The organism is Archangium sp. (assembly GCF_045802675.1).
GTDB lineage: Bacteria > Myxococcota > Myxococcia > Myxococcales > Myxococcaceae > Archangium.
In genome coordinates, this window is sequence record NZ_JBJMQO010000134.1 from 42,577 (window position 1) to 65,123 (window position 22,547).

Here is a 22,547-nt window from a genome sequence, read left to right on the forward strand (position 1 = left end):
CGCATGGGCCGCATCCAGCCCTGAGCGCGGGGACTACGGCTTGCCCAGCAGCTCCAGGGTGGAGGTGGTCAGCGTGGTGACGCCGGTGCGCAGGGTGCGCTCGCGGTCCGGGTAGAAGAGGGCGGAGTGGAGCGAGGGGAGCGTCTCGCCCGCCGCCTTCGCCTCGGCGAAGCGCTTGGGCTCGATGGTGCCCAACCACAGCATGACGGCGGGGACTCCGGCGAGGCCGTACTCGGAGAAGTCCTCGCCGCCCATGACGGGCTGGGCCTCGTGGACGTTCTCCGGGCCGAGCACCCGGGTGACGGCGCCCACCAGCCGCTTCGTCAGCTCGGGGTCGTTGTAGGTGGCGGGCGTGCCCTCGGAGACGGTCACGTCCGGCTTGCGCGGGGCGTTGGCGGCGAGGGCCTCGGCGTTCGCCACGCGCTCGATGGCGGAGAGCAATTGCTTGCGGACCTCGGGCTTGTAGCTGCGCACGGTGAGCTGGAGCTTCACCTCGTCCGGGATGATGTTGTGCTTGGTACCGCCGTGGATGGAGCCCACCGTCACCACGCCGGGCTCGAGCGGGGACTTCTCGCGGCTCACGATCGTCTGGAGCGAGAGGATGGTGCGGGCCGCGAGCACGATGGGGTCCACCGTGGTGTGCGGATAGGCACCGTGCCCGCCCTTGCCATAGAGGGTGACGTCGACGGAGTCCACGTTGGCCAGGGCGTAACCGGAAACATATTCGACGGTGCCCGAGGCCGCGGTGGCGCTGTTGTGGATGGCGATGGCGAAGGTGGGGCGGGGAAAGCGGTTGTAGAGGCCGTCCTGGAGCATCTTCCGCGCGCCGCTGCCCTGCTCCTCGGCGGGCTGGCCCACCATCATCACGGTGCCGCGCCAGCGGTCCTTCGAGCGGGCCAGGAGCGTGGCGGTGCCGAGCCAGGCCGTCATGTGCACGTCGTGCCCGCAGGCGTGCATCACGGACACGGTCTGCCCGGAAGGATCCTTCGCCGTCACGTGGCTGGCGTAGGGCAGCCCCGTCTTCTCCTCCACCGGCAGCGCGTCCAGGTCCGTGCGCACCAGCACCGTGGGGCCCTTGCCATTGCGCAGCAGGGCCACCACGCCGTGGCCGCCGACGTGCTCGGTGACCTCGAAGCCGAGCTTGCGCAGGCGCTCGGCGAGCTTCGCCGCGGTCTTTTCCTCCTGCTGGGAGAGCTCGGGGTTCTGGTGCAGGTCCTGGTAGAGGGCGTCGAGCTCGGGGTAGAGCGCGTCGAGGCCCTGGAGGACGGGGGAGGGGGCCTTCGTGGGAGTCGCGGCCCGCGCGGCCTCCGGGGGCCAGGCGATCGCTGCGAGGACGAGGGCGAGGAGGCGGAAGGGTTTCACCGTGCTGTCTCCGGAAACAGGGGAGGGGCGACTACAGCACGCGGGACGATATGAGTGCGAGGGGCGTTCGTTCCCCGTCTGGCCGGGAGGGCTCATGATGACACGAGGGTGCCGATGGTCCGGGTGTCTGGCTTCCATCCTGCTGCTGGCGGGCTGTGCGCACCGCGTGGGCTGGCCGGAGGTCCGAGGCCCGCTCGCGCCGCTCTCCCTGGCCCCCTGTTCCGTCGAGGGCGTGAGGGGAGCCGTGACCTGCGGAACCCTGGAGGTGCCGGAGGACTGGGGCTCGGCCGAGGGACGCCGCATCTCGCTGCGCGTCATGGTGCTGAAGGCGACGGGCACCGCTCCCGCCGCCGATCCGGTCTTCGTGCTCACCGGAGGTCCCGGTCAATCGGCCATCGACGATGCCGCGGATTTCGCCCAGGCGCTCGCCCGGACGCGCGAGCAGAGGGATCTCGTGCTCGTGGATCAACGAGGCACGGGCCGCTCCAACCCGCTGCGCTGCGACTCGGACGAGTCCGCCGAGGGCGAGCCGCTCCTGCGGAAGATGGCGCGCGACTGTCTGGAGCACCTCCGGGGCTCGGCGGACGTGCGCTTCTACACGACGCCCTCCGCCGCCGAGGACCTGGAGGCCGTCCGGCGGGCGCTGGGCGCCGAGCGCATCGACCTGGATGGCGGCTCCTACGGGACGAGGCTCGCGCTGGTGTACATGCGGCGTCATCCGGAGCGGGTCCGCAGCGCCGTGCTGCGTGGCATCTCTCCGCCCGACTTCCGCAATCCGCTTCCGTTCCCCCGCGCGGGACAGGACGCGCTCGATCGCCTTCTGGCCACCTGTGCGGCGGAGGTGAAGTGCCGGCACGCGTTCCCGGAGGTCCGTGAGGAATTCCAGCGGGTCCTCGCCGGGCTGGAGAAGTCGCCGGTGGACGTGGTCCTGAAGCCAGACATGAAGTCAGACATGAAGCCAGACGCGGAGGCCGCGCCGCGGACCCTGCACATGACCCGGGAGCGTTTCGCGCGGCTGGTGCACCTGGTGCTGTTCATCCCGAATCTCGCCAACCACCTGCCTTCGCTCATCCACGGTGCGGGGCAGGGGAACCTCGAGCCCTTCGCGCGGCTGGCGGTCGCGTTCGAGGACGCCCTCCGGGATCGCATCTATTACGGCCTGCAGCTCGCGGTGGTCTGCCCGGAGGACATCGCCCGCATCACGCCCGAGGACCTCGCGCGCGAGACGCCGGGGACGTTCCTGGGCGAGCAGCTCATCCGGGACTATCAGGTCATTTGTAGCGAGTGGCCCCGGGCCCCGCTGCCCGAGGACTACTGGGAGCTCACCACGCTCTCCGTGCCCGCGCTCCTGCTGTCGGGCGATCAAGATCCCTCGACTCCGCCGCGCTTCGGCGAGGAGGTCGCGCGGCACCTCCCGTTGAGCCGGCACATCATCCGGCCGGGGGCGACGCACATCCAACGCAACGCGTGCGTGGAGCGGGTGGTGACGGACTTCATCTCGGCGGGCTCGGCCACCGGGCTCGACGCGGAGTGCCTCGCGGAGCCGTACCGGTGGGAGTTCTTCGTGCCCGAGGAGGCCGCGTCCGGAGGGTGAAGGCGCGTCCGGACGCGGTCGGACTTCACGTCAGCGCGTTACTTCAGCAGCCCCTCGGCCTTGAGGGCCGCCTGCACGTGGGGCCGCTCGGCCACGCGGGTGCGGTAGGCCTGGAGCACGGGCCACTGGGTCAGGTCGATGCCCGTCCACTGCGTCCAGCCGAGCACGGTGAAGAGGTAGGCATCGGCGACGGTGAACTGCTCGCCGGTGAGGTAGGGGCCCTTCTCGAGCACCGGGCCCAGGCCGTCGAAGCGCTTGCCCAGGCTCTCGCGAACCAGCTTCTTCACCTCGTCGGGGTAGGCGGGGTTGAAGAGGGGGCTGAAGCCCTTGTGCAGCTCGGTGCTGATGAAGTTGAGCAGTTCCTGGAGGCGGTAGCGCTCCAGGGTGCCGTTGGCCGGCGCGAGCTTCGCCTGGGGCGCCTTGTCCGCGAGGTACTGAACGATGGCCGGCCCCTCGGTGAGGATGCCGCCGTCATCCAGCTCCAGGGTCGGCACCTGGCCCTTGGGGTTGATGGTGTTGAAGTCCTGGCCGGACCGGGTCTTCTTGGTGCGCAGGTCAACCCTCTCGAGGTCGAAGTTCAGGCCCGCCTCGCGCAGGACGATGTGCGGCGACAGCGAGCAGGCACCGGGGGAGTAGTAGAGCTTCATGAATTGGACTCCTTGAATACGCCTGGGTGTGGGCGGCCGGACAATCTGCACGGGGACCGACGCGAGCGCCATGGAATAGGCGTGAAGCCAACGGCGGGGTCATCCCATGGGCCCCGTTCCCGCGTTCCCCCCCCTCCTTAACCTCTCTGTGCGCATAAGGGGGATTGCTCCTGACCGGGCTCTACCTTCGGTGCACTTCAAAGGAGCCGACGATGAAACGCTTCAAGACGATGCTCTCACTCGTGGCGCTGGCGATGAGCGGGTGCTACGCGACCACCTACGATCCGTACTACTACGACTATGCGTACTACGACCCGTACTACTACGGCTACGATGCGTATTACGCCTATTCGTGGTTCGATCCCTACGGCGTCTACTATTTCTCCGCCCCGTCCGCGCAAGCCATTGATGTGAACGCGGCCGCGGCGGCGCTCGCCCAACGGGCAGATGCCTACTACACCCCTGCCGGGTGTGCGCAGGCGACGGCCTCGGGCGCCACGGTGAATTACACCTTCAACAACTGCGAGGGTGCCTTCGGGTTGAAGTCGGTCTCTGGTGGCGTGAAGCTCACGCTCTCGGACAGCAACGGCCAGCTGGCCTTCACCGGCACCTCCACGGACCTGACCGCGGGCGGAGTCCCCTTCATCCTCGACGTGAACGGGGTCGCCACGCGCTCGGGTACCCAGCGGGTGGTGACGATGACCTCGCACAGCCGCTCTCCGGAGCAGGCCAGCACCCGGGACGAGCAGATGACCGTCACCTGGGAGCAGGGGAGCGGATGCGTGACCATGAACGGCCAGGGCGGTAGCACCAAGGGCGACCTGACCACCACCGCGACCGTGGCCAACTACCAGCGCTGCCAGAATCAGTGCCCCACCGCGGGCAAGGTGACGGTGGAAAACAAGGACGGCGCCTTCACCACGGAGTTCAACGGCACCTCGACCGCGAAGGTGACCGCCCCCGACGGGAGCACGAAGAACTACGATCTCAAATGCCCGTGAGCGGTAGCCGGGCGTGGCTCGGTTTCTGATGACAGGGCCCGGAGAGAGACCTCTCCGGGCCCTTTTGTATTTTTCAACCACGCCTGAAGCCCACGGCGGCGATACGAAGAACCCCCTATGGGCGCGAGGCCGTCCAGGGCCGCGGCTCCGCAAGTCTTGCACACCGCAAGTCTTGCACACCGCAATTCATGCATGGCTTTGCATGGGTTGTCGTTTTGCTCCCACGGCACGTTTGCCCTCGGGACGGAGGGCAAGCCGGAATCGATGTCAGGGGTTGACTGCTCCGCTCCGTAGCGGCGTGCCCGTGAGGTGAAACGGGGCCAGGGCAGGGGATTCGCGCTCCTGGTCTGGTCCCCGTCACACCTCGCCCGTGTCACGCTCCGGTGTCGATGAGCGCCCTGACACGGCCCGTCATGACGGATGACGCGCCACGTCGGCTCCACGGGATGCGAGTATCCCCACCGGGAGGAGTTTCATGAGCTACGTGGGGACGTTCCGCAGACTCGCCGAGGCATTCCAGGACGGGAGGGCCTCCGGTGCCTTGGACGCCGGGCTCGTGCTGCATCAGCGCCGGTTCCGCTCCGAGGAGCTGGGCGCTGGCCCGGACGTGGGGTCCCTCGCGGCGCGCCCGCCCGCGGTGGACGCGCTCGAGCCGGAGTCCCTGAAGGGCCTGTTGGATCGCGACGAGGGCGTCGAGGAGAACCTCGACTTTCCGTACCGCATCCTCGCGCCCGCCGGATGCGAGCGGAGCGCTCGGGGGGTGCTCGTGCTCCATGGGCTCAACGAGCGCCGCTGGGAGAAGTACCTGCCGTGGGCGAAGGCGCTCGTCGAGGGGCTCGGGGTGCCCGTCATCCTCTTTCCCGTCGCCTTCCACATGGACCGCTCTCCCGCGCTCTGGGCCGAGCCCAGGACGATGCGGCAGCTCAGCCGCGAGCGCATGCGCCGCATCCCGGAGCTCGAGGCCTCCAGCTTCGCGAACGCCGCGTTGAGCACCCGCCTGCATGCGCGGCCAGATCGTTTCGTCTGGTCCGGCCTGCGGACCCTGAGGGATCTCTCACGCCTGTCCGAGAGCATCCATCGCGGGGAGGAGCCGCTGCTGGCTCCCGGGGCGCGGTTGGATGTCTTCGCGTACTCCATCGGCGCGTTCCTCGCGGAGATCCTCCTCATGGCGGACGAGGGCGCGCGGTTCGCCGAGTCCCGGCTGGTGACCTTCTGCGGCGGATGCCTGTTGTCTCAGACGGCGCCCCTGGCGCGGGAGATTCTCGACAGCGCGGCCGCCCGTTCCGTGCATCGGTTCTTCGAGAACCTCGAGCAGGAGAAGCAGCTGCGGCCCGAGCTGGGCCGGTTGTTCTCGGAGGACGCCGCCGGCCGGGCCTTCGAGCTGATGGTGCGCACCGACCGCCACCAGGCCGAGCGCGGCGCCGCCCTCCAGCGGATCGGCTCGCGGGTGAGCGCGATCTCGATGCGCGGCGACCGGGTGATGCCGGCCCTGGCGGTGGCCGAGACCCTGGAGGGCAGCGGCGCGCGGGTCGAGCTGCTCGACCCGCCGTACGCCTACGAGCACGCGAACCCGTTCCCGGTCCAGGGCGCCGACGAGGTGGAGGTCGAGCGCGCTTTCACGGCCGTGTTCGAGCGGGCCGTGTCCTGGCTGGAGGGGTGAGCGCGTCCGTCAGTAGACCGCCAACCCCACCGACCACGAGTTGATGAAGCGGTGGGTGTCGGGGCCGGCGGTGGGCAGATAGTCCTCGGTGAAGCGGAAGGTCAGCCCCAGCCGGGTGGAGATCTCGAACTCGGCGAGCGCGCCCGCGGAGAGATAGGGGCGCTGGCCCGAGGTGGTGGGCATGGCCGCTCCGGCCGAGGCGGACCACGACTGCCCGCCGCCCACGAAGGGGCCCAGGTGCAGGCGCCACAGGGAGATGGGGTACCACTGGGCCTCCATGCCGAGGCGCACGTTGTAGAAGCTGCCGAGCGATTCATCGGCGAACTGCAGCCGCGAGTGGGCGAGGAGGCCGAACGTCCGCGTGGGGAAGTAGCCGAGCGCGAAGTGGAAGCCGAGGCTGCGGTAGTTCTGGAGGCCGGGCAGCGCCAGGCTGTCGTAGCCGCCGCCGAACTGGTACGAGAAGCCGTGGCGGTTGATGGGCGCGGAACCGCGCAGCCACATGCCAGCGCCCTCGGCGCCCGACAGCGTGGCACTGTCGACGGTGGTCAAGTCGGTCAGGGAGAGCTCGTCGAGCGGGACGATGCTCTGCGAGCCGTTGCCGTGCAGGAGGTGCAGCGGGTGGTGCGGGTGCACGGCGACGTGGCCCTCGTAGCGGGCGCCCTCGGTGGCGGCCAGCGCGAGCCCCACCACGACACCGACGACGACCACGACCACCAGGAGCTCGTCCACCTTGCCGATGTTCCCGATGTTCCCCGGCGAGCCCGAGGAGGAGCGCGCCGAGCCTCCGGACGAGCCATTCGCCGTGACGGGCGAGGCATCGTGGACCTCGGGGGACTGGTAGGGGGGCGGCTCGTAGTAGGGCGCGCCGTATTGCACGTAGAAGTCGGGCACCCAGTAGCCGCGCACGTCGAAGTAGTAGCCCGGCGGCGGCTGACCCGAGACGGGCACCCAGGGCGGTGCCGGCTCCGGCTCGTCCGCCGTGGAGAACTGCTGCACGGCGTAGATGGCCTGTCCGCGCTGCTCGGGCGGCGTCTGCGCCAACCGCTCCAGCTCCGTCCGGGGAACCTCATAGAAGTGGCCGAGGCACCCGCTCGTCAGCATCGCGACAAGGGTGATGAGCGCCTGCAGACGCAGGTGTCGCGGAATCGCATCTCGAATCATGTTCCCCTCCTGACGGGTGCGCCGGCCGCGCACGGGCGAGCATAATGGCCCGACCCTTCACGGACAAACCATGCGCCCGACCCGATTGTTGTTGGCCCTCGTCGCACTGCTCGGCACCGCCTGTGCCACCACCCCGGCGAGGGACGTCTCCGCCTCCCCGGCGCCCTCCGCCGCCGTGGCCCAGCCGCGCGCCTTCCTCTGGGAGGTGACGCGCCCGGGTGCGCCGGACAAGCCGCTCTACCTCACGGGCTCGGTGCACCTGGGCAGGCCCGGCCAGTTCGTCTTCCCGCCCTCGATGGAGTCCGCGCTCGAGCGCTCCCAGGCCCTCGTGGTGGAGCTGGATCCGGACAAGGCACCTCCGCAGCAGACGCAGCAACTGGTGATGCGCCTGGGCCTCTTCTCTCCGCCGGACACGCTGAGCGCGCACCTGAGCCCGGAGACTCGCGCGCTGCTGCCCGAGGCGCTCCAGCGGATGGGCCTCCCCGCGCCGGCCGTCGAGCGCATGCGGCCCTGGCTCGTGTCCATCACCCTCTCCGTGCTGGAGATGCAGAAGGCGGGGTACTCGGAGGCGGGGGGAATCGATCGGCTGCTGTTGACCCGATCGCGCGGCGGCAAGCGCATCGTGGAGCTGGAGACGCTCGAGGGACAGATGCACATGCTGGCGGGTTTCCCCGAGGAGCTGCAGGACCTCATGTTGAGGGAGCAGCTCAAGAACTCGGAGATGACGGAGGTGAGCATGGCGCAGGTGGCCACCGCCTGGGAGGGCGGCAACCCCGACGTGCTGGCCAAGGTGCTCTTCACCCAGAAGGACGACCCCGTCTACAAGCCCTTCTACGAGGCCCTCTTCTTCGCTCGCAACCGGCAGATGGCGGACAAGCTGGCCGCGCTGGTGGATGAGCCAGAGACGCACTTCGCCGTCGTGGGCGCCGGCCACCTGGTGGGGGAGGGCGGACTGCTCGATTTGATGGCGCGCAAGGGTTTCCAGGTGCGCCAGCTTCCTCGCGAGTAATGAGCAGACATTGACCCGCGGGTTGTGACAGCGATTGGACCCGGGTGTCCCAGATACCCTCACCCCGTCCCTCTCCCGGTGGGAGAGGGGTGGTTGTCTTCAGGTGTCCGCCAGGGTCCGAAGCGTGGCTTTCTTCAGGCGTTGCCTGGCTTCTCTCGCCGGCAGCCCGGTGAAGTGCATCGCCAACGCGACCTTCACCTCGTTGCCCGCCTGCTCCAGCAGCTTCTTCGCCGCCGCCGGCGTCAGGTCCGTCAGCTCCGCCACCATTCGCGCCGCCCGCTCGCGCAGCTTCTCGTTCGTCGGCCGCACGTCCACCATCCGCCCCCGGTACACCTTCCCCAGCGTCACGAAGGCCGTCGTCGTCAGCGCGTTCAGGATCAGCTTCGTCGCCGTCCCCGCCTTCAGCCGCGTGCTGCCCGCCACCAGCTCCGGCCCCGTCTCGGCCAGCAGCAGGTGGTCCGCCTCCACCCGCGCCCCCGGCCGGTTGCAGCACACCAGCACCGTGCGCGCTCCCCGCCGCTTCGCCTCGTCCAGCGCGCCCAATACGAAGGGGGTCCGCGCGCTCGCGGAGATGCCGCACACCACGTCCCGAGGCCCCACGCGCAACCGGCCCATCGACGCGGCGCCGTCCTCGGCGTCGTCCTCCGCGCCCTCCACCGCGCGCGTCATCGCCCGGCGTCCACCGGCGAGCACCGCTTGCACCTGGGAAGGGGAGGCTCCAAACGTGGGGGGACACTCACTCGCGTCGAGCACCGCGAGGCGCCCGCTGGTTCCCGCTCCCACGTACAGCAGACGGCCGCCCGCCCGCAATGCTTCCGCAACGGTCCGCGCCACTCGCGCTACTTCACGCAACGCGGGGCGGACCGCACGGACGGCGGCTTCGTCTTCTTGATGCAGACGGCGGACAACCTCCTCGGCTGAAACGAGGTCCAGGTCGTCCGACCGGGGATGCTGCCGCTCGGTGGGCGGAAGCGCGGTCTTCTTCGAACGCGATCTTCCCACCCGCGAGCTCACGGCTTCCTCAGGCCGCCTTCGTCACCTTGCCCGCCTTGATGCAGCGGGTGCAGGCCAACACGCGCTCCGTGCGGCCCTCGACGGATGCCCGGATCTTCTGGAGATTCGGGAAAGTCCGCTTCTTCGTCTTGTTGTTCGCGTGGCTGACGTTGTTGCCCACGAGCGGCCGCTTCCCGCAGATGTCACACTTCCAGGCCATGACAGCTAACTCCTTGAAATCAGGGACGAAATGAGAGCCCGCCCTAAGAGAGGGGCGGAACCTACCTTACAAACCAATGGAAAATCCAGTCTGATCGGGCCTCAGCGCTTGAGGACCGCTTTCTTCTTGAGCATTTCCTGCACCAGCCGCGTGGCGCGCGCGCCGGCGAGGAACTCCCCCTCGAGCCCCAGGCCGGGGAGGACCTCCCGCCCGGCCAGCAGCACGTTCTTCGTGGGAGTTTGTTGCTTCAACCCCGTGACTCCCAGCACCGCTTCCGAGTCGAAGACGTAGTGCGGGTGGGGCATGAGCCGGCTGCCCCGCACCGCGCCGGCATCCAGGTAGGGAGCCGAGCGCAGCAGGCGCTTGCTCTTGGCGAAGGGCATCAGCGCGTCCAGGTGCGCGTCGATGCGCATGGCCAGCGTCTGGAGATAGGGCTCGCCCAGGTCGCGCACGCTGGCGGGCACGAAGCCTCCCGCGCAGAGGACGCGCAGCGAGGCGTCGTCCTTGCCCTCGGTGGTGCGAGCGGGGTGCTGCTGGAGCAGCAGCGGGCCCAGTTCCGGGTCCTGCGTGTCCGCCAGCAGCAGCTCGCCCAGGCCGCGGGGCAGCACCGCCTCCGGCAGCACCCAGTTCACCGTGAAGAGGAAGGACTTGAGGGTGGAGAGGTCCAGCTGCTCGCTCAGGCCCCGGTGCTTCTTGCGGTCCGTCATCAGCCGTCGCAGCGCTCCGGCGTCCGTGGCGGACACCAGGCACGAGGCCCGGTAGAGCGTGTCCGAGCGCAGCAGCTTCACCGCGGCGAAGCGGCCGCCCTCGAAGTGCAGCTCCTCCACCACGTAGGTGTCCGTGTTCTCGGGGCTGAGCAGGTCTCCGCCCAGCTCCGTGAGCCGCTCGAAGAGGAGCTTGCGCAGGCCGTCGCGTCCACCCGGGTAGCGCCAGGGCGTCTGCAGCGCCTGCGACAGGGGGCGGGTGCGCGCCAGGGGCGAGGTGGGTTGATCCAGGTGGTTGACGAAGGGCAGCAGGCCCCGCAGCAGCTTGGAGGGCTCGTCCTCACCGGCCAGCCGCGGCTCCGTCTGGAGTCCCGGGTGCTGGCCCACGCGCTTCTTGAGGTTCCAGCCCTCGAAGAGGCCGTCCGGAGGCAGCGGCGGTTGCTCCTTGAAGAAGGCGTCGGAGGGCTCGTGCTGCATGGCCGTGGCGGCGAGGTCCGCCTGGATGCGCTCGCCCTCGGGGCCGAACTCGCGGACGAGCTCGGCGCGGCGGCGGGCCTTGTCGGCGTGCAGGTCCACCCGGTGGCGCGGCATCACCAGCTGCAGCTCGGGCGTGTGCGCCTGCTGGTTGCGCTGGAGCATCGTGGTGAGGCCCAGCTCCGTGAAGGCCTCCTCCACCGCGGGCATCGTCTTGAGCGCCGGGGCGATGAAGGGGGCGTAGGGCAGCACGAAGCCATCGTGCTCGTAGCCCGGCCCCGTTCCATCGTGCTCCACCAGGAGCACGCTGTATCCCCGCTTGGCGAGCAGTGCCGCTGCGAGCGCTCCGCCCAGTTGGCTGCCCAGGATGATCACGTCATAGACGTGCCTGGACGGGGCCGTGGCGGAGGGGAGCGGCTTGGATTTGGTCACTGGCGTCGGCATCGCGGGGCGCACACTACACACGTTGCCGTGGGCCCGGCAGCGCTTTCCCGGTAAAGGGGCCCAAAAAGGCCGGGAGGAGCAGCGCTCCAGCATGTTTCGCGAGCAGTACGGTCAGCTCTGGGGCGGGCGGCTGGAGGCCGGCCGGTAGGGGCGGGGGCGTTACGGCTGGGGCTCCTCGGGGGGCTCCGTCGCACGCCAGCGCGGGGGCTCCTCGGGGCTGGGGCGGCCCTCGAGCAACTCATGGGGGCGGAACGTCCCCTTGTAGCGCAGGGACGCGCAGCCCTGGACGCGGTAGCCGAGGTACACGTGGGGAATCCCCCGCGCCCGCGCCAGCTCCACCTGGAACACCACGTTGGCCGAGCCCGGTGAATGGCGCGCGTAGGCCGGGTCGTAGAAGAAGTACACCGCGCTCCAGGCGTTGGGGGTCTCGTCACAGATGCCCAGGCCCACCAGCCGCGAGCCGCCCTCGGCGGTGTCGTCGTAGTAGGCCACCTCGCGCGCGGCCGGGTGGGGGAAGGCGAACTGGATGAAGTACTCGCGCGGGCCCAGCGGCGAGGCCTCCCACTCGCGCGCCTGCTCCCGCTCGGCGTGCCAGGAGTGGTAGAGGCGCAAGCGCTCGGTGTCCACGCGGGGCGGGCCCACCTCGATGCGCAGGTGCGCGCACGCGGCGCGGGCCCGGCGCTGGCTGCGATTGGGTTGGAAGTGGGCGGTGGGAATGCGCAGCGAGACACACTGCGTGCACGCCCGGCACGCGGGGCGGAAGTACTGCGGCCCGAAGCGGCGCCACCCGCGCACGAGCATCTGCTCGTACTCCTCGGCGCTCACGTCCTGCATCACCACGTGCTCCAGGGAGGAGCGCTGGTCTGGCAGGTAGCTACAGGGGCCGGGTGGCTCGACGGTATGTCCCAGGATGATGGCCATGGATGCTCCCTCGTTCCTGGGGGATGGCGGCCCTCCCGTCAAGCGGAACGCCCTTGGAGGGAATGGCCCGTGGACGCAGCTGGCCGGCCGCCCGCACGACAACGCCGGGAGCAGGCGCATGGGCCCACTCCGGGTGCTCGGACGGCGAATGGCCTGGAGGCCGCGCAGACAGGTCCAGGCCCACCGCGCCGGAGATGCCGGAGACGGAGCCGGAGTCGCTCAGTCCGGCTCACCAGGGTTGCGCAGGCTTTGCTCGCCCACGGCCGGCCCCACTGTCGACACCACGCGCCCGCCCACCATCCGCACGGCCCCGGTGGCCACCCACTTCACCACCAACGGGTAGAGCCGGTGCTCTTCCTTGAGGATGCGGGCCGTCAGCGCCGCCTCGTCGTCCCCCGGCAGCACCGGCACCGCCGCCTGCGCGATGATGGGGCCCGTGTCCATGCCGGGGTCCACGAAGTGCACCGTGCACCCAGCCAGCTTCACCCCGCGCTCCAGCGCCTGCCGCTGCGCATGCAGCCCCGTGAAGGCCGGCAGCAGCGACGGGTGGATGTTCAGCACCTTCCCCGGGAAGCGCCCGAGGAAGTCCGCGCCCAGCAGCCGCATGAAGCCCGCCAGGCACACCCACTCCACGCCCGCCGACACCAGCGTCTCCACCAGCGCCTTCTCGAAGTCCGCCCGCGAGCCGAAGGCCTTGTGGTCCAACACCACCGTCGGCACGCCGGCCTTCCTCGCCCGCTCGAGCGCGAAGGCCGTGGGTACATTGGACACCACCCGCGCCACCTCGGCCGGGAAGTCCGGCCGGGAGCACGCGTCGAGCAGCGCCTGCAGATTGCTGCCACTGCCCGACACCAGCACGCCCAGCTTCGTGCGCCCGCTCATGGCCCGATGACCGCCGTGGCCTCGCCCTGGCCTGCCTCCACGTGGCCCACTTCGGCCGCCTCCACCCCGCGCGCCTTCAGCACCGCCAGCGCCGCCGGCACGTCCGCCTTCGCCACCACCGCGATGAGCCCCAGGCCCATGTTGAAGGTGTCGTACATCTCCTGGCGCTCGACGTTCCCCAGCTTCTGGATGAGCTCGAAGATGGCGGGCCGCTTCCACTTGCGCTCGTCCAGCACCGCCCGCGTCCCGTCCGGCAGGCACCGCGGCAGGTTGCCCGGAATCCCGCTGCCGGTGATGTGCGCGAAGCCCTTCACCTTCACCGCCTTCATCAGCTCCAGCGCGTCCTTCACGTAGATGCGCGTGGGCTCCAGCAGCGCGTCGCCCAGCGGCCGATCCAGGCCCTCGGGCACCGCGTCCAGCTTCAGCTTCGCGTCCTCGAGCAGCACCTTGCGCGCGAGCGAATACCCGTTGGAGTGCAGGCCGGAGGAGGCCAGCCCGATGAGCGCGTCCCCGGGCGCCACGCTCTTGCCGTCGATGATGTGCGAGCGCTCCACCACGCCCACGCAGAAGCCGGCCAGGTCGTACTCGCCCCGCGCGTAGAAGCCCGGCATCTCCGCCGTCTCCCCGCCCAGCAGCGTGCACCCCGCCTGCTCACAGCCCTGGGCAATCCCCTTCACCACCTCGGCCGCGGCGTCCACCTCCAGCCGCCCCGTGGCGAAGTAGTCCAGGAAGAAGAGCGGCTCGGCCCCGCAGGTGAGGATGTCGTTCACCGACATGGCCACCAGGTCGATGCCCACCGTCCCGTGCCGGCCCGCCTGGAAGGCCACCTTCAGCTTGGTGCCCACCCCGTCCGTGCCCGCCACCAGCACCGGCTCGCGGTACTTGCCCGGCGGCAGGGCGAACAGCCCTCCGAATCCTCCCACCCCGGCCACCACCTCCGGCCTCACCGTCCGCGCCGCATAGGGCTTGATACGCTCGACGAACGCGTCGCCCGCCTCGATGTCCACTCCCGACTGCTTGTAGGTCGTTCCCACGGCTGGCCTTCTACCGGCTTTCCCCGGCCCATGTCTCGGACGATGACACTCCGGGTGTCAGGTGGGCATCTCCCCGGCGGAGAAACGTTCGCGCTCCCAGCCCTGTTGCTTGCTTGGGACACTGACTCCATGGACCTGACTTCCTCCTCGCCTCATCTCCCCGGCCTTCCCGAACGGCTGCGGCAGAAGCAGGCTCGCATCCTGCGGGACTGGGAGCGGCGTGTGCTGGATGAGGTCCACCCCGAGGGCGGGCGCCCGGTCCTGGAGCAGGTGCTCCCGTCCTTCCTCGAGCGGCTCGCCGCGGTGCTCGCGGCGGACGCGCCCTCCCTGGCGGCGCCCCCCACCTCCTCCGAGGGGACGCGGGCACCCCGGGGCCTCGAGCCCGAGTTGGCCGGGCGGGAACTGCGCATCCTCCGGCAGGTCCTCTTCTCCGTTCTGGAGGAGGAGGGGCCGGTGCCGGGCCCCGTGAGGGATCGCCTCCTGGATGCAGTGGACGCGGAGGTCCAGACCTGGCTCCAGCAGGCGCGGGTGGCACGGCAGGAGGCCCAGCAGCGGCTGCTCGAGCTGCACGCGCTCTTCCGGCAGTCGCCGGCCTACGTCACCATCTACCGCGGGCCCGAGCACTTCATCGAGTTCACCAGCGCCCTGAGCCTCCAGCTCTTCGGCCGGGACACCCGGGGCAAGCCCGCGCGCGAGGCGATGCCCGAGTTCTCCGCCCAGGGCATCCTGAAGATCCTGGACAACGTCTACGCGACGGGCGAGCCGTTCTACAGCTGGGAGCTGCGGGCCCGGGTGGACAAGCAGAACGATGGCCACCTGGTGGAGCGCTGCTTCAACACCCGGACCCATGCGACCCGCGATGTCCACGGGAAGATCGACGGCATCATCTCGCACACGGTGGACGTCACCGAGCAGGTCCTCTTGCGCACGAGGCTGGAAGAGTCGGTGCGGAGGCTGGAGCACGAGCGGGAGCAGCGGGAGCAGTTCGTCTCCATGTTGAGCCATGATCTGCGCAACCCGCTGTCGGCGGCGGGGACGGCCGCCCAGATGCTCCTCCGCTCTCCACAGGACGCGGAGCGCGTGACGTCCCTGGCTCGGAGGATGCTGCGGGGCCTCGAGCGCGCGGACCAGATGCTCCAGGATTTGCTGGACGCCAGTCGCCTCCAGTCCGGAAAGATGCCGCCGCTCGAGCTGTCCGAGTGTGAGCTGGCCTCCTTCCTGGCCCGCATCCTCGAGGATCTGTCCCTGGTGCATGGCAATCGGTTCGTCCTCGAGGCGAAGGAACCCGTCCGGGGCTTCTGGAACGCTTCGGGCCTGAGGCGGGTCATCGAGAACCTCGCCGGCAACGCCATCAAGTATGGCGACCCCCAGAGCCCGGTGAGGCTCACCCTCGAGCGCAAAGGGGAGCGGGTAGCCCTCTCCGTCCACAACCGGGGCGAGCCCATCTCCACGGAGGCGGTGGGCATGCTCTTCCAGCCCTACCACCGGGCCGAGACGGCCTGGCGCAGCGGCCAGAAGGGGTGGGGCATCGGGCTGGCCGTGGTGCGCTCCCTGGTGGAGGCGCACGGAGGCCATGTCCAGGCCACCAGCGCGGCCGGTCTCGGGACGACGTTCATCGTGGAGCTGCCGGTGGATGCCCGGCCGGTCCCTCGGGCCCCGGAGCTCCCCCCGGCCTCCAGCTGAGCGGGTTCCGACGGCTCCTGGGGGCTCCAACGGGTAGGCGTCTGGACGACATCGAGGGGGTGGAAGCGCCCAAAATCCGGCCGGAATTTGACCCTGTCGATGGGGACGGCTTAACTCGCCCTGCGATGGGCGCCGAGGAAACCCTCTTTCAGAGATTTGGCAAAGAGTTCCCGAAGGGCACGATCCTCTTCCGAGAGGGCGAGCCGGGCAAGGAGATGTTCGTCCTGCAGTCGGGGCGAATCGCCATCTCCAAGCGGGTGCGGGACGTGGAGAAGGTGCTGGCGGTGCTCGGGCCGGGCGAGTTCTTCGGCGAGATGGCCATCATCGCCAACAAGCCGCGCAACGCCACGGCCACCGTGAGCGAGGACGCGAAGCTGCTGGTCATCGACCCGAAGACGTTCGAGGGGATGGTCCGCGGCAACGCCGAAATCGCCGTGCGGATGATCAAGAAGCTGTCCGAGCGCCTGTCCGAGGCGGACGCGCAGATCGAGAACCTGCTGCACGCCGACCCCGCGAGCCGCGTGGTGCATCACATCCTCCAGGTGTGCCAGACGCGCGGGCGGCCGATGGAGGAGGGGGTGGAGATCGAGCTGGCGGTGCGCGAGCTGCCCCGGCAGATCGGCGTGGGCGAGCCGGCCATCCGCAACATGCTGGACCGGTTGGAGCGCGCCGGCCTGGTGGAGCGCAGCGGTGACAGACTCACCGTCTATGACACGGCCCGCCTCCACGACTTCCTCCAATACCTGGAGATGAAGTGGAAGTTCGGAGATCTCTAGCGTGAAGCTCCAGGTCCTCGGCTGCCATGGTGGTGAGCTGCCCTCGTGCCGCTCCACGTGCTTCCTCGTGGACGAGGTGCTCGCGCTCGACGCGGGCGCGCTCACGAGCACGTTGTCGTTGGAGCAGCTCATCAACATCGACGACATCATCGTCGGCCACAGCCACTTCGATCATGTGAAGGACCTGCCGTTGATGGCGGATCTGATCATCGGCCGGCGCAAGAAGCCGGTGACGATCCATGCCTCGCGCGAGTGCGTGCGCGCGCTGCGCGAGAACATGTTCAACAACGCCCTCTGGCCGGACTTCACGCGCATCCCCACGCGCAAGGATCCGGTGCTGCGCATCAAGCCCTTCCGCGCCGGCAGCACCTTCCAGGTGGGCCCCTACACGGTGCAGTCGATTCCCGTGCACCACCCGGTGGAGTCCTGCGGCTTCGTCATCACCCGCGGCCGCACCTCGCTGGCCATGAGCGGCGACACCGGCCCCACCGACAAGCTGTGGAAGGTGCTCAACCAGACGCCCACCCTCAAGGCGCTCCTGGTGGAGACGAGCTTCCCCAACGCGCTGCAGCAACTGGCGGACGTCTCCGGCCACCTCACGCCGCGCACGCTCCAGAGCGAGCTGGACAAGTTCGACCACGAGGGGTGCTCGGTGCTCGTCTACCACCTCAAGCCGGCCTTCGTGCAGCCGCTCAAGCGCGAGCTGGCGCAGCTGCCGGTGGAGGTGCTGGAGCTCGGAGACACCTTCGAGTTCTAACCCGCCCGGCGCCCGGACGGACGACCCCTGGGGTCGCTTCCGGGGGCGGGGACGCGCATGGGTGTTGACGGAAACCGGGCAGTGGGATTAACGCCCCTGTCATGGCCTGGTTCTCCAAGAAGCCCCGTATCGCGACCACTCCCGATCCCATCGACGCCCCCAGCCGGATGCAGGGGCTCTGGGCCAAGTGCGAGAACTGCGACGAGATCATCTACCGGCAGGAGTTGGAGAAGAACCTCAACGTCTGCCCGCACTGCGATCACCACCTGCCGTGGATGGCGCGCGCCCGCCTGGCGGCCCTGTTGGATCCGGACAGCTTCGAGGAGTTCGACAAGGAGCTGGAGCCGCAGGATCCGCTGATGTTCTCGGACACGAAGAAGTACAAGGACCGGCTGCGCTCCACGCGCAAGGCGCTCGAGGAGAACGACGCCTTCATCTCCGGCGTGGGCCGCATCGACGGCAAGCCGGTGTCCATCGGCTGCTTCCTCTTCGAGTTCATGGGCGGCTCCATGGGCTCGGTGGTGGGCGAGAAGGTGACGCGCGTCTTCGAGCGCGCCTTCGAGCTCAAGTGCCCGGCCATCGTGTTCTCGGCCTCGGGCGGCGCGCGCATGCAGGAGGGCATCTACTCCCTCATGCAGATGGCCAAGACGAGCGCGGCCATCGCCCGCTTCCGCGCCGTGGGCCAGCCGTACGTCTCCGTGCTGCTGCACCCGACGACGGGCGGCGTGGCGGCCTCCTTCGCCTGGCTGGGTGACTTCATCCTCGCCGAGCCCAAGGCCCTCATCGGCTTCGCCGGCCCGCGAGTCATCGAACAGACCATCCGCCAGCGCCTCCCCGAGGGCTTCCAGCGCTCCGAGTTCCTCCTGGAGCACGGAATGATCGACGCCATCGTCCCGCGCAAGGAGCTGCGCGCGTCGCTGGGTCAGGTCATCAGCCTGCTCGGGTAGCCGTGCCCGCCCCATGACGCTGCCCCGGACGCCGGCGGAGGCCCTGGAGTTCTTCTCCCGGCTGAGCCCCTCCAGCATCAAGCTCGGACTGGAGCGGGTGGAGTCGGCGTTGGAGGCGCTCGGCCATCCCGAGCGCCGCTACCCCGCGCTGCACGTCGCGGGCACCAACGGCAAGGGCAGCACGTGCGCCTTCGCCTCGGCCGCGCTCCATGCCGCGGGCCACCGGGTGGGGCTCTACACCTCGCCGCACCTGGTGCGCGTCAACGAGCGCATCCGCGTGGACGGGGTGGAGATCGACGACGAGGTGTTCGGCCGGCGGATCCTGGAGGTGCTCGAGCGGCACCCGGACGCGGCCACCTCGCTCACGTACTTCGAGTTCGGCACCGTGGTGGCCTTCTGGCACTTCGCCCAGGAGGCCGTGGACGTGGCCGTGGTGGAGGTGGGCCTGGGCGGACGTCTGGATGCGACGCGCGCGTGCCACCCGCTCGTCACCGCCATCACCCCGGTGTCGTTCGATCACATGGAGTACCTGGGCCACACGCTGGGGGCGATCGCCGGGGAGAAGGCCGGCATCCTCAAGCCCGGCGTGCCCGTGGTGGTGAGCCGCCAGGAGCCCGAGGCGCTCGCGGCCATCGAGCGCAGGGCAGGGGAGGTGGGCGCGCCGCTGCTCCTGGAGGGCCGCGACTTCGCCGTGGTGGCCCGGCCCGGGAGCGGGCTCGCCTACGAGGGGCTCGGCCTCTGGCTCGAGGGCCTCACCCTGGGATTGCGCGGGGAGCACCAGCGGCAGAACGCGGCGATGGCGCTCGCCGCCCTGGAATCACTCTCCGCACGGGGAGTGCCCGCCTCCCCGGAGGCCCTGCGGACGGGACTCGCCGGGGCTCGCTGGCCTGGACGGTTGGAAGAGCTCGGGGGCCAGCCTCCCGTGCTGCTGGACGGCGCCCACAACCCCGCCGGGGTGCAAGTGCTGCTCGCTGGCCTGCGCTCGCTGTATCCGGGGCGCCGCGTGCACTGCGTCTTCGGCGTGGTGGCCGACAAGGACCGCGGGCCCATGCTGCGCGCGCTCCTGCCCACCTGTACTTCGGTACACCTCACGCCGCTCGACACCCCTCGCTCGCTGGCCCCGGAGCGCTACCTCGACGAGGCGCGTGCCCTCTGTGCGGATGTGTACACCTATCCATCGCTGGACAGCGCATTGGCCGGTGCAAAGGGCCGGGCGGCCCCCGGTGACGTCCTCCTGTGCACCGGCTCACTGTTCCTGGTGGGTTCTGTACGTGCCAGGTTCGGTGGAAACCTTGGCGCATTGCATCACAGTCCGTAGATTCACGTTATGAGATTGCCGGACTGGAGATCAGCGACGCCCACGGGTCCTCATACTCCGACGGTCGACGAGCTGGACTTCAGGTCGTTGTACCAGAAGACCAAGTACGTCGTGGAGACGGCCGACGGCTGGTCCCTGGTCATCACCCGCTACCGCCCCGTCAAGCAGCCCTTCGCGCAGCCCCTGTTCGGCGAGCCCCTGCTGCTGGTGCATGGCTTCTCGCAGAACCGCCACGCGTGGACGAGCGGCCAGTTCGTCAAGAACCTGCTCTTCTTCGGCGTGGACATCCACATCCTGGAGCTGCGCGGGCACGGCAAGAGCTCGCTCGAGTTCCAGAAGGAGCGCGCCGCGCGCTTCCGCCGTCCGCTGCCGCAGGACCTGGACTATGGCTGGGACATCGACAGCTACTTCCTCTACGACCTGCCGGCGGCGGTGTCGGGGGTGAAGCGCATCACCCGGCGCGAGCGCATCTTCTTCTGCGGCCACTCCATGGGCGGGATGCTCGGCTACGGCTACGCCGGCATCCACGACGACTTCGAGGGCCTCATCACCATCGGCTCGCCGGCGGACCTGGGCCGGGGCAGCACGCTGTTGCGGATGCTCGCGCTGGGCGCTCCGGTGCTGGCCACGGCCATCGACACGACGATCGCGGGCCTCAACCTGGAGGAGAAGGCCGGGCACACGGGGCGGATGATGCTCGCCCGGGGCGCCTCCGCGCTCAACGAGGGATTGGCCCGGTGGCTGGAGCCCAAGGATGCGCCGCGGCAGCACCGGTTCCACTACATCCCGGTGGATGACTGGCTGAAGCTCGCCGAGAAGCTGCTCGCGCGCGCCGAGGACCATCCCGTCTTCAACAGCATCACCACTCGCGTCAACCGGCTGAGCAACCCCGCGCGCGTGAGCCCCAAGGACGTGCGCTGGCTGCTGCGCGAGGGCGGTGAGCGCGAGCCGCGCAAGGTGGTGGAGCAGTTCGCCCGGTGGATCCGCCGCGGCGAGATGGTCTGCTACCGCACGGGCTTCGACTTCAAGCGGGGCTTCTCGAAGATCCACGTCCCGATGGCCATCATCTTCGGGGACATGGATCCGCTGGCCTCGGTGGAGTCGACCCGGAGCGTGTACCACGCGGCCCAGAGCGAGTACCTGCTGTGGAGGCCGGTGAAGGGCAACAGCCACATCGAGCTGACGATGGGGCACGACATCCGGCAGATTTGTTACGACATCAAGAACCTCATCGAGTACGCCCGGACACACCGCACCCGGAAGCCCGCGTTGCCTCGGTTGCGTTGAAGACTTTGCGGGGTGGTGGAAAGTTGGAGGCGGCGGACCCCGTGCTACCTTCGAGACGCAATGCGTCCGTACAGAGGGAAGTCGCCGATGAAGGTCATCTGCGTTGCGTTGCTTGCCTGCTTGCTGGTGCCCGCTCTCGCGCTGGCGCAGGAGGGGGCCGCGGCCCAGGGCAATCTCAACACCATCACGGGCGTGACGGTGCGCGGCGGAACGGTGGAGATCGTCGGGACGAAGAAGCCCAACTTCACCACCTTCACGATGACCGACCCTCCGCGTCTCGTGATTGACATCTCCGAGGCCGTCTTCTCCGGCGTGAAGGAGGACATCACCGTCGGCAACGGCACCATCACCGCCATCCGCACCGCGAGCTACGGCTCCGACGAGTCGGCCATCGCGCGCGTGCTCATCGGCTTCGAGCGCGACGTGGATCCGGACATCCAGGCCAACGGCAACGCGCTGGTGGTGAGCGTGGGGGGTGGGGGCGGTGCGGCCGTGGCGGCGGCGAAGCCCTCGGGTCCGGCGGCGGGGACGGGGACGGCTCCCGCGGGGACAGGGACGGGGACGGCTCCAGCGGGTACGGGGACGGGCACGGCTCCAGCGGGCACGGGGGCGGGGACTGGCACCGCGGCGACGCCCGGCACCGGCGCGGATCAGGCGGTCGTGGTGGCGCAGGCGGACCGGCAGCAGCAGGAGAAGGCGGCGGCCCAGGCGGCCGCGGCGGCGCAGAACGATCGTCAGCAGCAGGAGAAGGCCGTGGCGCAGTCCACTGCGGCGGCGCAGGCGGACCGGCAGCAGCAGGAGAAGGCGGCGGCCCAGGCGGCCGCGGCGGCGCAGGCGGATGCCGAGGCCCGGAAGCAGGCCCAGGCGAAGGCCGATGCCGATCGCAAGGCGCAGGAGGAGGCCACGCGCGTGGCGTCCCAGCAGGCCGAGCAGCAGCGTCAGCAGCAGGTGCGCGCCGAGAAGGAAGCGGCCGCGGCCGCGGAGAAGCAGCGCCAGCAGGACGAGGCCCGTGCCGCCGCCGACGCGAAGAAGCGCCAGCAGGCCGACGAGAAGGCTCGCCGCGAGGCGGAGGCCCAGGCCGCGGCCGACGCGAAGAAGCGCCAGCAGGAGGAGGCCCGCGCCGCCGTCGAGGACAAGAAGCGCGCCGCCGCCGAGGAGCGTCAGCGTCAGCGCGAGGAGGCCCAGGCCTCGGCCGAGGAGAAGCAGCGCCAGCGGGAAGAGGCACGCCAGGCGCGCGTCGCCCAGGCCGAGAGGCCGGCACCGCGCCGGGCCGCTCCGGAGCAGGGCGGTGGGGACGAGGTGTCCTCGCGCCGCAAGACGATGACGCGGGTGGACTTCCGGCAGGACTCGGGCGTCGCGCGCGTCGTCGTGCGCACCAACGAGCCCGTCCGCTACACCGTCTCCGAGGGCGCCAGCGAGGTGGTGCTGGAGCTCGAGAACACCCGCATCGCCGAGTCCAACAACACCCTCGCGCTGGACACCTCCTTCTTCAACACGGCCGTGGCCTCGGTGGCCCCGAAGGCCGGGCCCTCGAGCACGGTGCGCGTGGCCATCAAGCTCAAGGCGCAGGTGCCCTACCAGACGCGCCAGGACGGCAACGAGCTGTCCATCGAGTTCCAGCGTCCCTCGGGCCGCTGAGACGGCTCCCGCCCCACCCGGAGCGGCGGCCTGCC

General features: G+C 69.9%; 20 protein-coding genes. 11 read left to right on the forward strand and 9 right to left on the reverse strand.

Translation table 11 applies throughout. The annotated features are described in order from the left end of the window. Positions 1 to 33 precede the first annotated feature (33 nt). Positions 34 to 1,362, reverse strand: a complete 1,329-nt coding sequence (locus tag ACJ8AN_RS37305) for an amidohydrolase (protein ID WP_407760367.1) — start codon at positions 1,360 to 1,362, stop codon at positions 34 to 36. Between the two features lie 244 nt (positions 1,363 to 1,606). Here ACJ8AN_RS37305 and ACJ8AN_RS37310 point away from each other — a divergent pair, with 244 nt between their 5' ends. Further along, positions 1,607 to 2,956 (forward strand): alpha/beta fold hydrolase, encoded by a 1,350-nt coding sequence (locus tag ACJ8AN_RS37310; RefSeq protein WP_407760368.1) that lies wholly within the window; start codon positions 1,607 to 1,609, stop codon positions 2,954 to 2,956. A gap of 38 nt (positions 2,957 to 2,994) precedes the next feature. Here ACJ8AN_RS37310 and gstA read toward each other — a convergent pair whose 3' ends face one another. Then, positions 2,995 to 3,603 carry a glutathione transferase GstA gene (gstA, locus tag ACJ8AN_RS37315; RefSeq protein ID WP_407760369.1) on the reverse strand — a complete coding sequence of 203 codons (609 nt, stop codon included), beginning with the start codon at positions 3,601 to 3,603 and terminating at the stop codon, positions 2,995 to 2,997. A 212-nt stretch (positions 3,604 to 3,815) separates the two neighbouring features. On the opposite strand from gstA, the gene ACJ8AN_RS37320 reads away from it, so the two are divergent. Then, the gene (locus ACJ8AN_RS37320; RefSeq protein ID WP_407760370.1) at positions 3,816 to 4,604 is read left to right on the forward strand and encodes a hypothetical protein; all 789 of its coding nucleotides are present in this window, start codon (positions 3,816 to 3,818) and stop codon (positions 4,602 to 4,604) included. 475 nt (positions 4,605 to 5,079) lie between these two features. After that, complete coding sequence (locus ACJ8AN_RS37325; RefSeq protein ID WP_407760371.1) at positions 5,080 to 6,264, forward strand: DUF6051 family protein; 1,185 nt, start codon at positions 5,080 to 5,082, stop codon at positions 6,262 to 6,264. A gap of 9 nt (positions 6,265 to 6,273) precedes the next feature. On the opposite strand, the gene ACJ8AN_RS37330 is transcribed toward ACJ8AN_RS37325, so the two are convergent. Next, positions 6,274 to 7,425, reverse strand: coding sequence for a hypothetical protein (locus ACJ8AN_RS37330; protein ID WP_407760372.1), 1,152 nt, complete (start codon positions 7,423 to 7,425; stop codon positions 6,274 to 6,276). A gap of 70 nt (positions 7,426 to 7,495) precedes the next feature. Between ACJ8AN_RS37330 and ACJ8AN_RS37335 the strand changes: the two genes are divergently transcribed. Next, complete coding sequence (locus ACJ8AN_RS37335) at positions 7,496 to 8,434, forward strand: TraB/GumN family protein (protein ID WP_407760373.1); 939 nt, start codon at positions 7,496 to 7,498, stop codon at positions 8,432 to 8,434. A 99-nt stretch (positions 8,435 to 8,533) separates the two neighbouring features. Here the strand turns inward: ACJ8AN_RS37335 and murQ are convergent, their stop codons facing one another. The 6 genes from murQ to purM all read right to left on the reverse strand — a co-directional run bounded on the left by murQ (position 8,534) and on the right by purM (position 14,106). After that, the gene (gene murQ, locus ACJ8AN_RS37340; RefSeq protein WP_407760374.1) at positions 8,534 to 9,448 is read right to left on the reverse strand and encodes an N-acetylmuramic acid 6-phosphate etherase; all 915 of its coding nucleotides are present in this window, start codon (positions 9,446 to 9,448) and stop codon (positions 8,534 to 8,536) included. Between the two features lie 7 nt (positions 9,449 to 9,455). Continuing rightward, on the reverse strand, positions 9,456 to 9,647 hold the full coding sequence (gene rpmB / locus ACJ8AN_RS37345) for a 50S ribosomal protein L28 (RefSeq protein ID WP_407760375.1): 192 nt from the start codon (positions 9,645 to 9,647) through the stop codon (positions 9,456 to 9,458). A gap of 101 nt (positions 9,648 to 9,748) precedes the next feature. Then, positions 9,749 to 11,269, reverse strand: coding sequence for an NAD(P)-binding protein (locus ACJ8AN_RS37350; RefSeq protein WP_407760376.1), 1,521 nt, complete (start codon positions 11,267 to 11,269; stop codon positions 9,749 to 9,751). 159 nt (positions 11,270 to 11,428) lie between these two features. Continuing rightward, positions 11,429 to 12,190 carry an arginyltransferase gene (locus ACJ8AN_RS37355; RefSeq protein WP_407760377.1) on the reverse strand — a complete coding sequence of 254 codons (762 nt, stop codon included), beginning with the start codon at positions 12,188 to 12,190 and terminating at the stop codon, positions 11,429 to 11,431. Between the two features lie 219 nt (positions 12,191 to 12,409). Next, positions 12,410 to 13,072, reverse strand: coding sequence for a phosphoribosylglycinamide formyltransferase (gene purN, locus ACJ8AN_RS37360; RefSeq protein ID WP_407760378.1), 663 nt, complete (start codon positions 13,070 to 13,072; stop codon positions 12,410 to 12,412). Further along, positions 13,069 to 14,106 carry a phosphoribosylformylglycinamidine cyclo-ligase gene (gene purM, locus ACJ8AN_RS37365; RefSeq protein ID WP_407760379.1) on the reverse strand — a complete coding sequence of 346 codons (1,038 nt, stop codon included), beginning with the start codon at positions 14,104 to 14,106 and terminating at the stop codon, positions 13,069 to 13,071. The genes purN and purM overlap by 4 nt, the downstream gene beginning before the upstream one ends. A gap of 129 nt (positions 14,107 to 14,235) precedes the next feature. Between purM and ACJ8AN_RS37370 the strand changes: the two genes are divergently transcribed. The 7 genes from ACJ8AN_RS37370 to ACJ8AN_RS37400 all read left to right on the forward strand — a co-directional run bounded on the left by ACJ8AN_RS37370 (position 14,236) and on the right by ACJ8AN_RS37400 (position 22,512). After that, positions 14,236 to 15,789 carry an ATP-binding protein gene (locus tag ACJ8AN_RS37370; protein WP_407760380.1) on the forward strand — a complete coding sequence of 518 codons (1,554 nt, stop codon included), beginning with the start codon at positions 14,236 to 14,238 and terminating at the stop codon, positions 15,787 to 15,789. 125 nt (positions 15,790 to 15,914) lie between these two features. Beyond that, positions 15,915 to 16,565, forward strand: coding sequence for a Crp/Fnr family transcriptional regulator (locus tag ACJ8AN_RS37375; protein WP_407760381.1), 651 nt, complete (start codon positions 15,915 to 15,917; stop codon positions 16,563 to 16,565). A 1-nt stretch (position 16,566) separates the two neighbouring features. Next, positions 16,567 to 17,322 carry an MBL fold metallo-hydrolase gene (locus ACJ8AN_RS37380; protein ID WP_407760382.1) on the forward strand — a complete coding sequence of 252 codons (756 nt, stop codon included), beginning with the start codon at positions 16,567 to 16,569 and terminating at the stop codon, positions 17,320 to 17,322. Between the two features lie 101 nt (positions 17,323 to 17,423). Next, the gene (gene accD / locus ACJ8AN_RS37385; protein ID WP_407760383.1) at positions 17,424 to 18,269 is read left to right on the forward strand and encodes an acetyl-CoA carboxylase, carboxyltransferase subunit beta; all 846 of its coding nucleotides are present in this window, start codon (positions 17,424 to 17,426) and stop codon (positions 18,267 to 18,269) included. Between the two features lie 13 nt (positions 18,270 to 18,282). Then, complete coding sequence (locus ACJ8AN_RS37390) at positions 18,283 to 19,587, forward strand: bifunctional folylpolyglutamate synthase/dihydrofolate synthase (RefSeq protein ID WP_407760384.1); 1,305 nt, start codon at positions 18,283 to 18,285, stop codon at positions 19,585 to 19,587. 9 nt (positions 19,588 to 19,596) lie between these two features. Beyond that, entirely contained in the window at positions 19,597 to 20,874 is a 1,278-nt protein-coding gene (locus ACJ8AN_RS37395) for an alpha/beta hydrolase (protein ID WP_407760385.1), read from the forward strand. Between the two features lie 60 nt (positions 20,875 to 20,934). Then, entirely contained in the window at positions 20,935 to 22,512 is a 1,578-nt protein-coding gene (locus ACJ8AN_RS37400; protein WP_407760386.1) for an AMIN domain-containing protein, read from the forward strand. Positions 22,513 to 22,547: the final 35 nt, after the last annotated feature.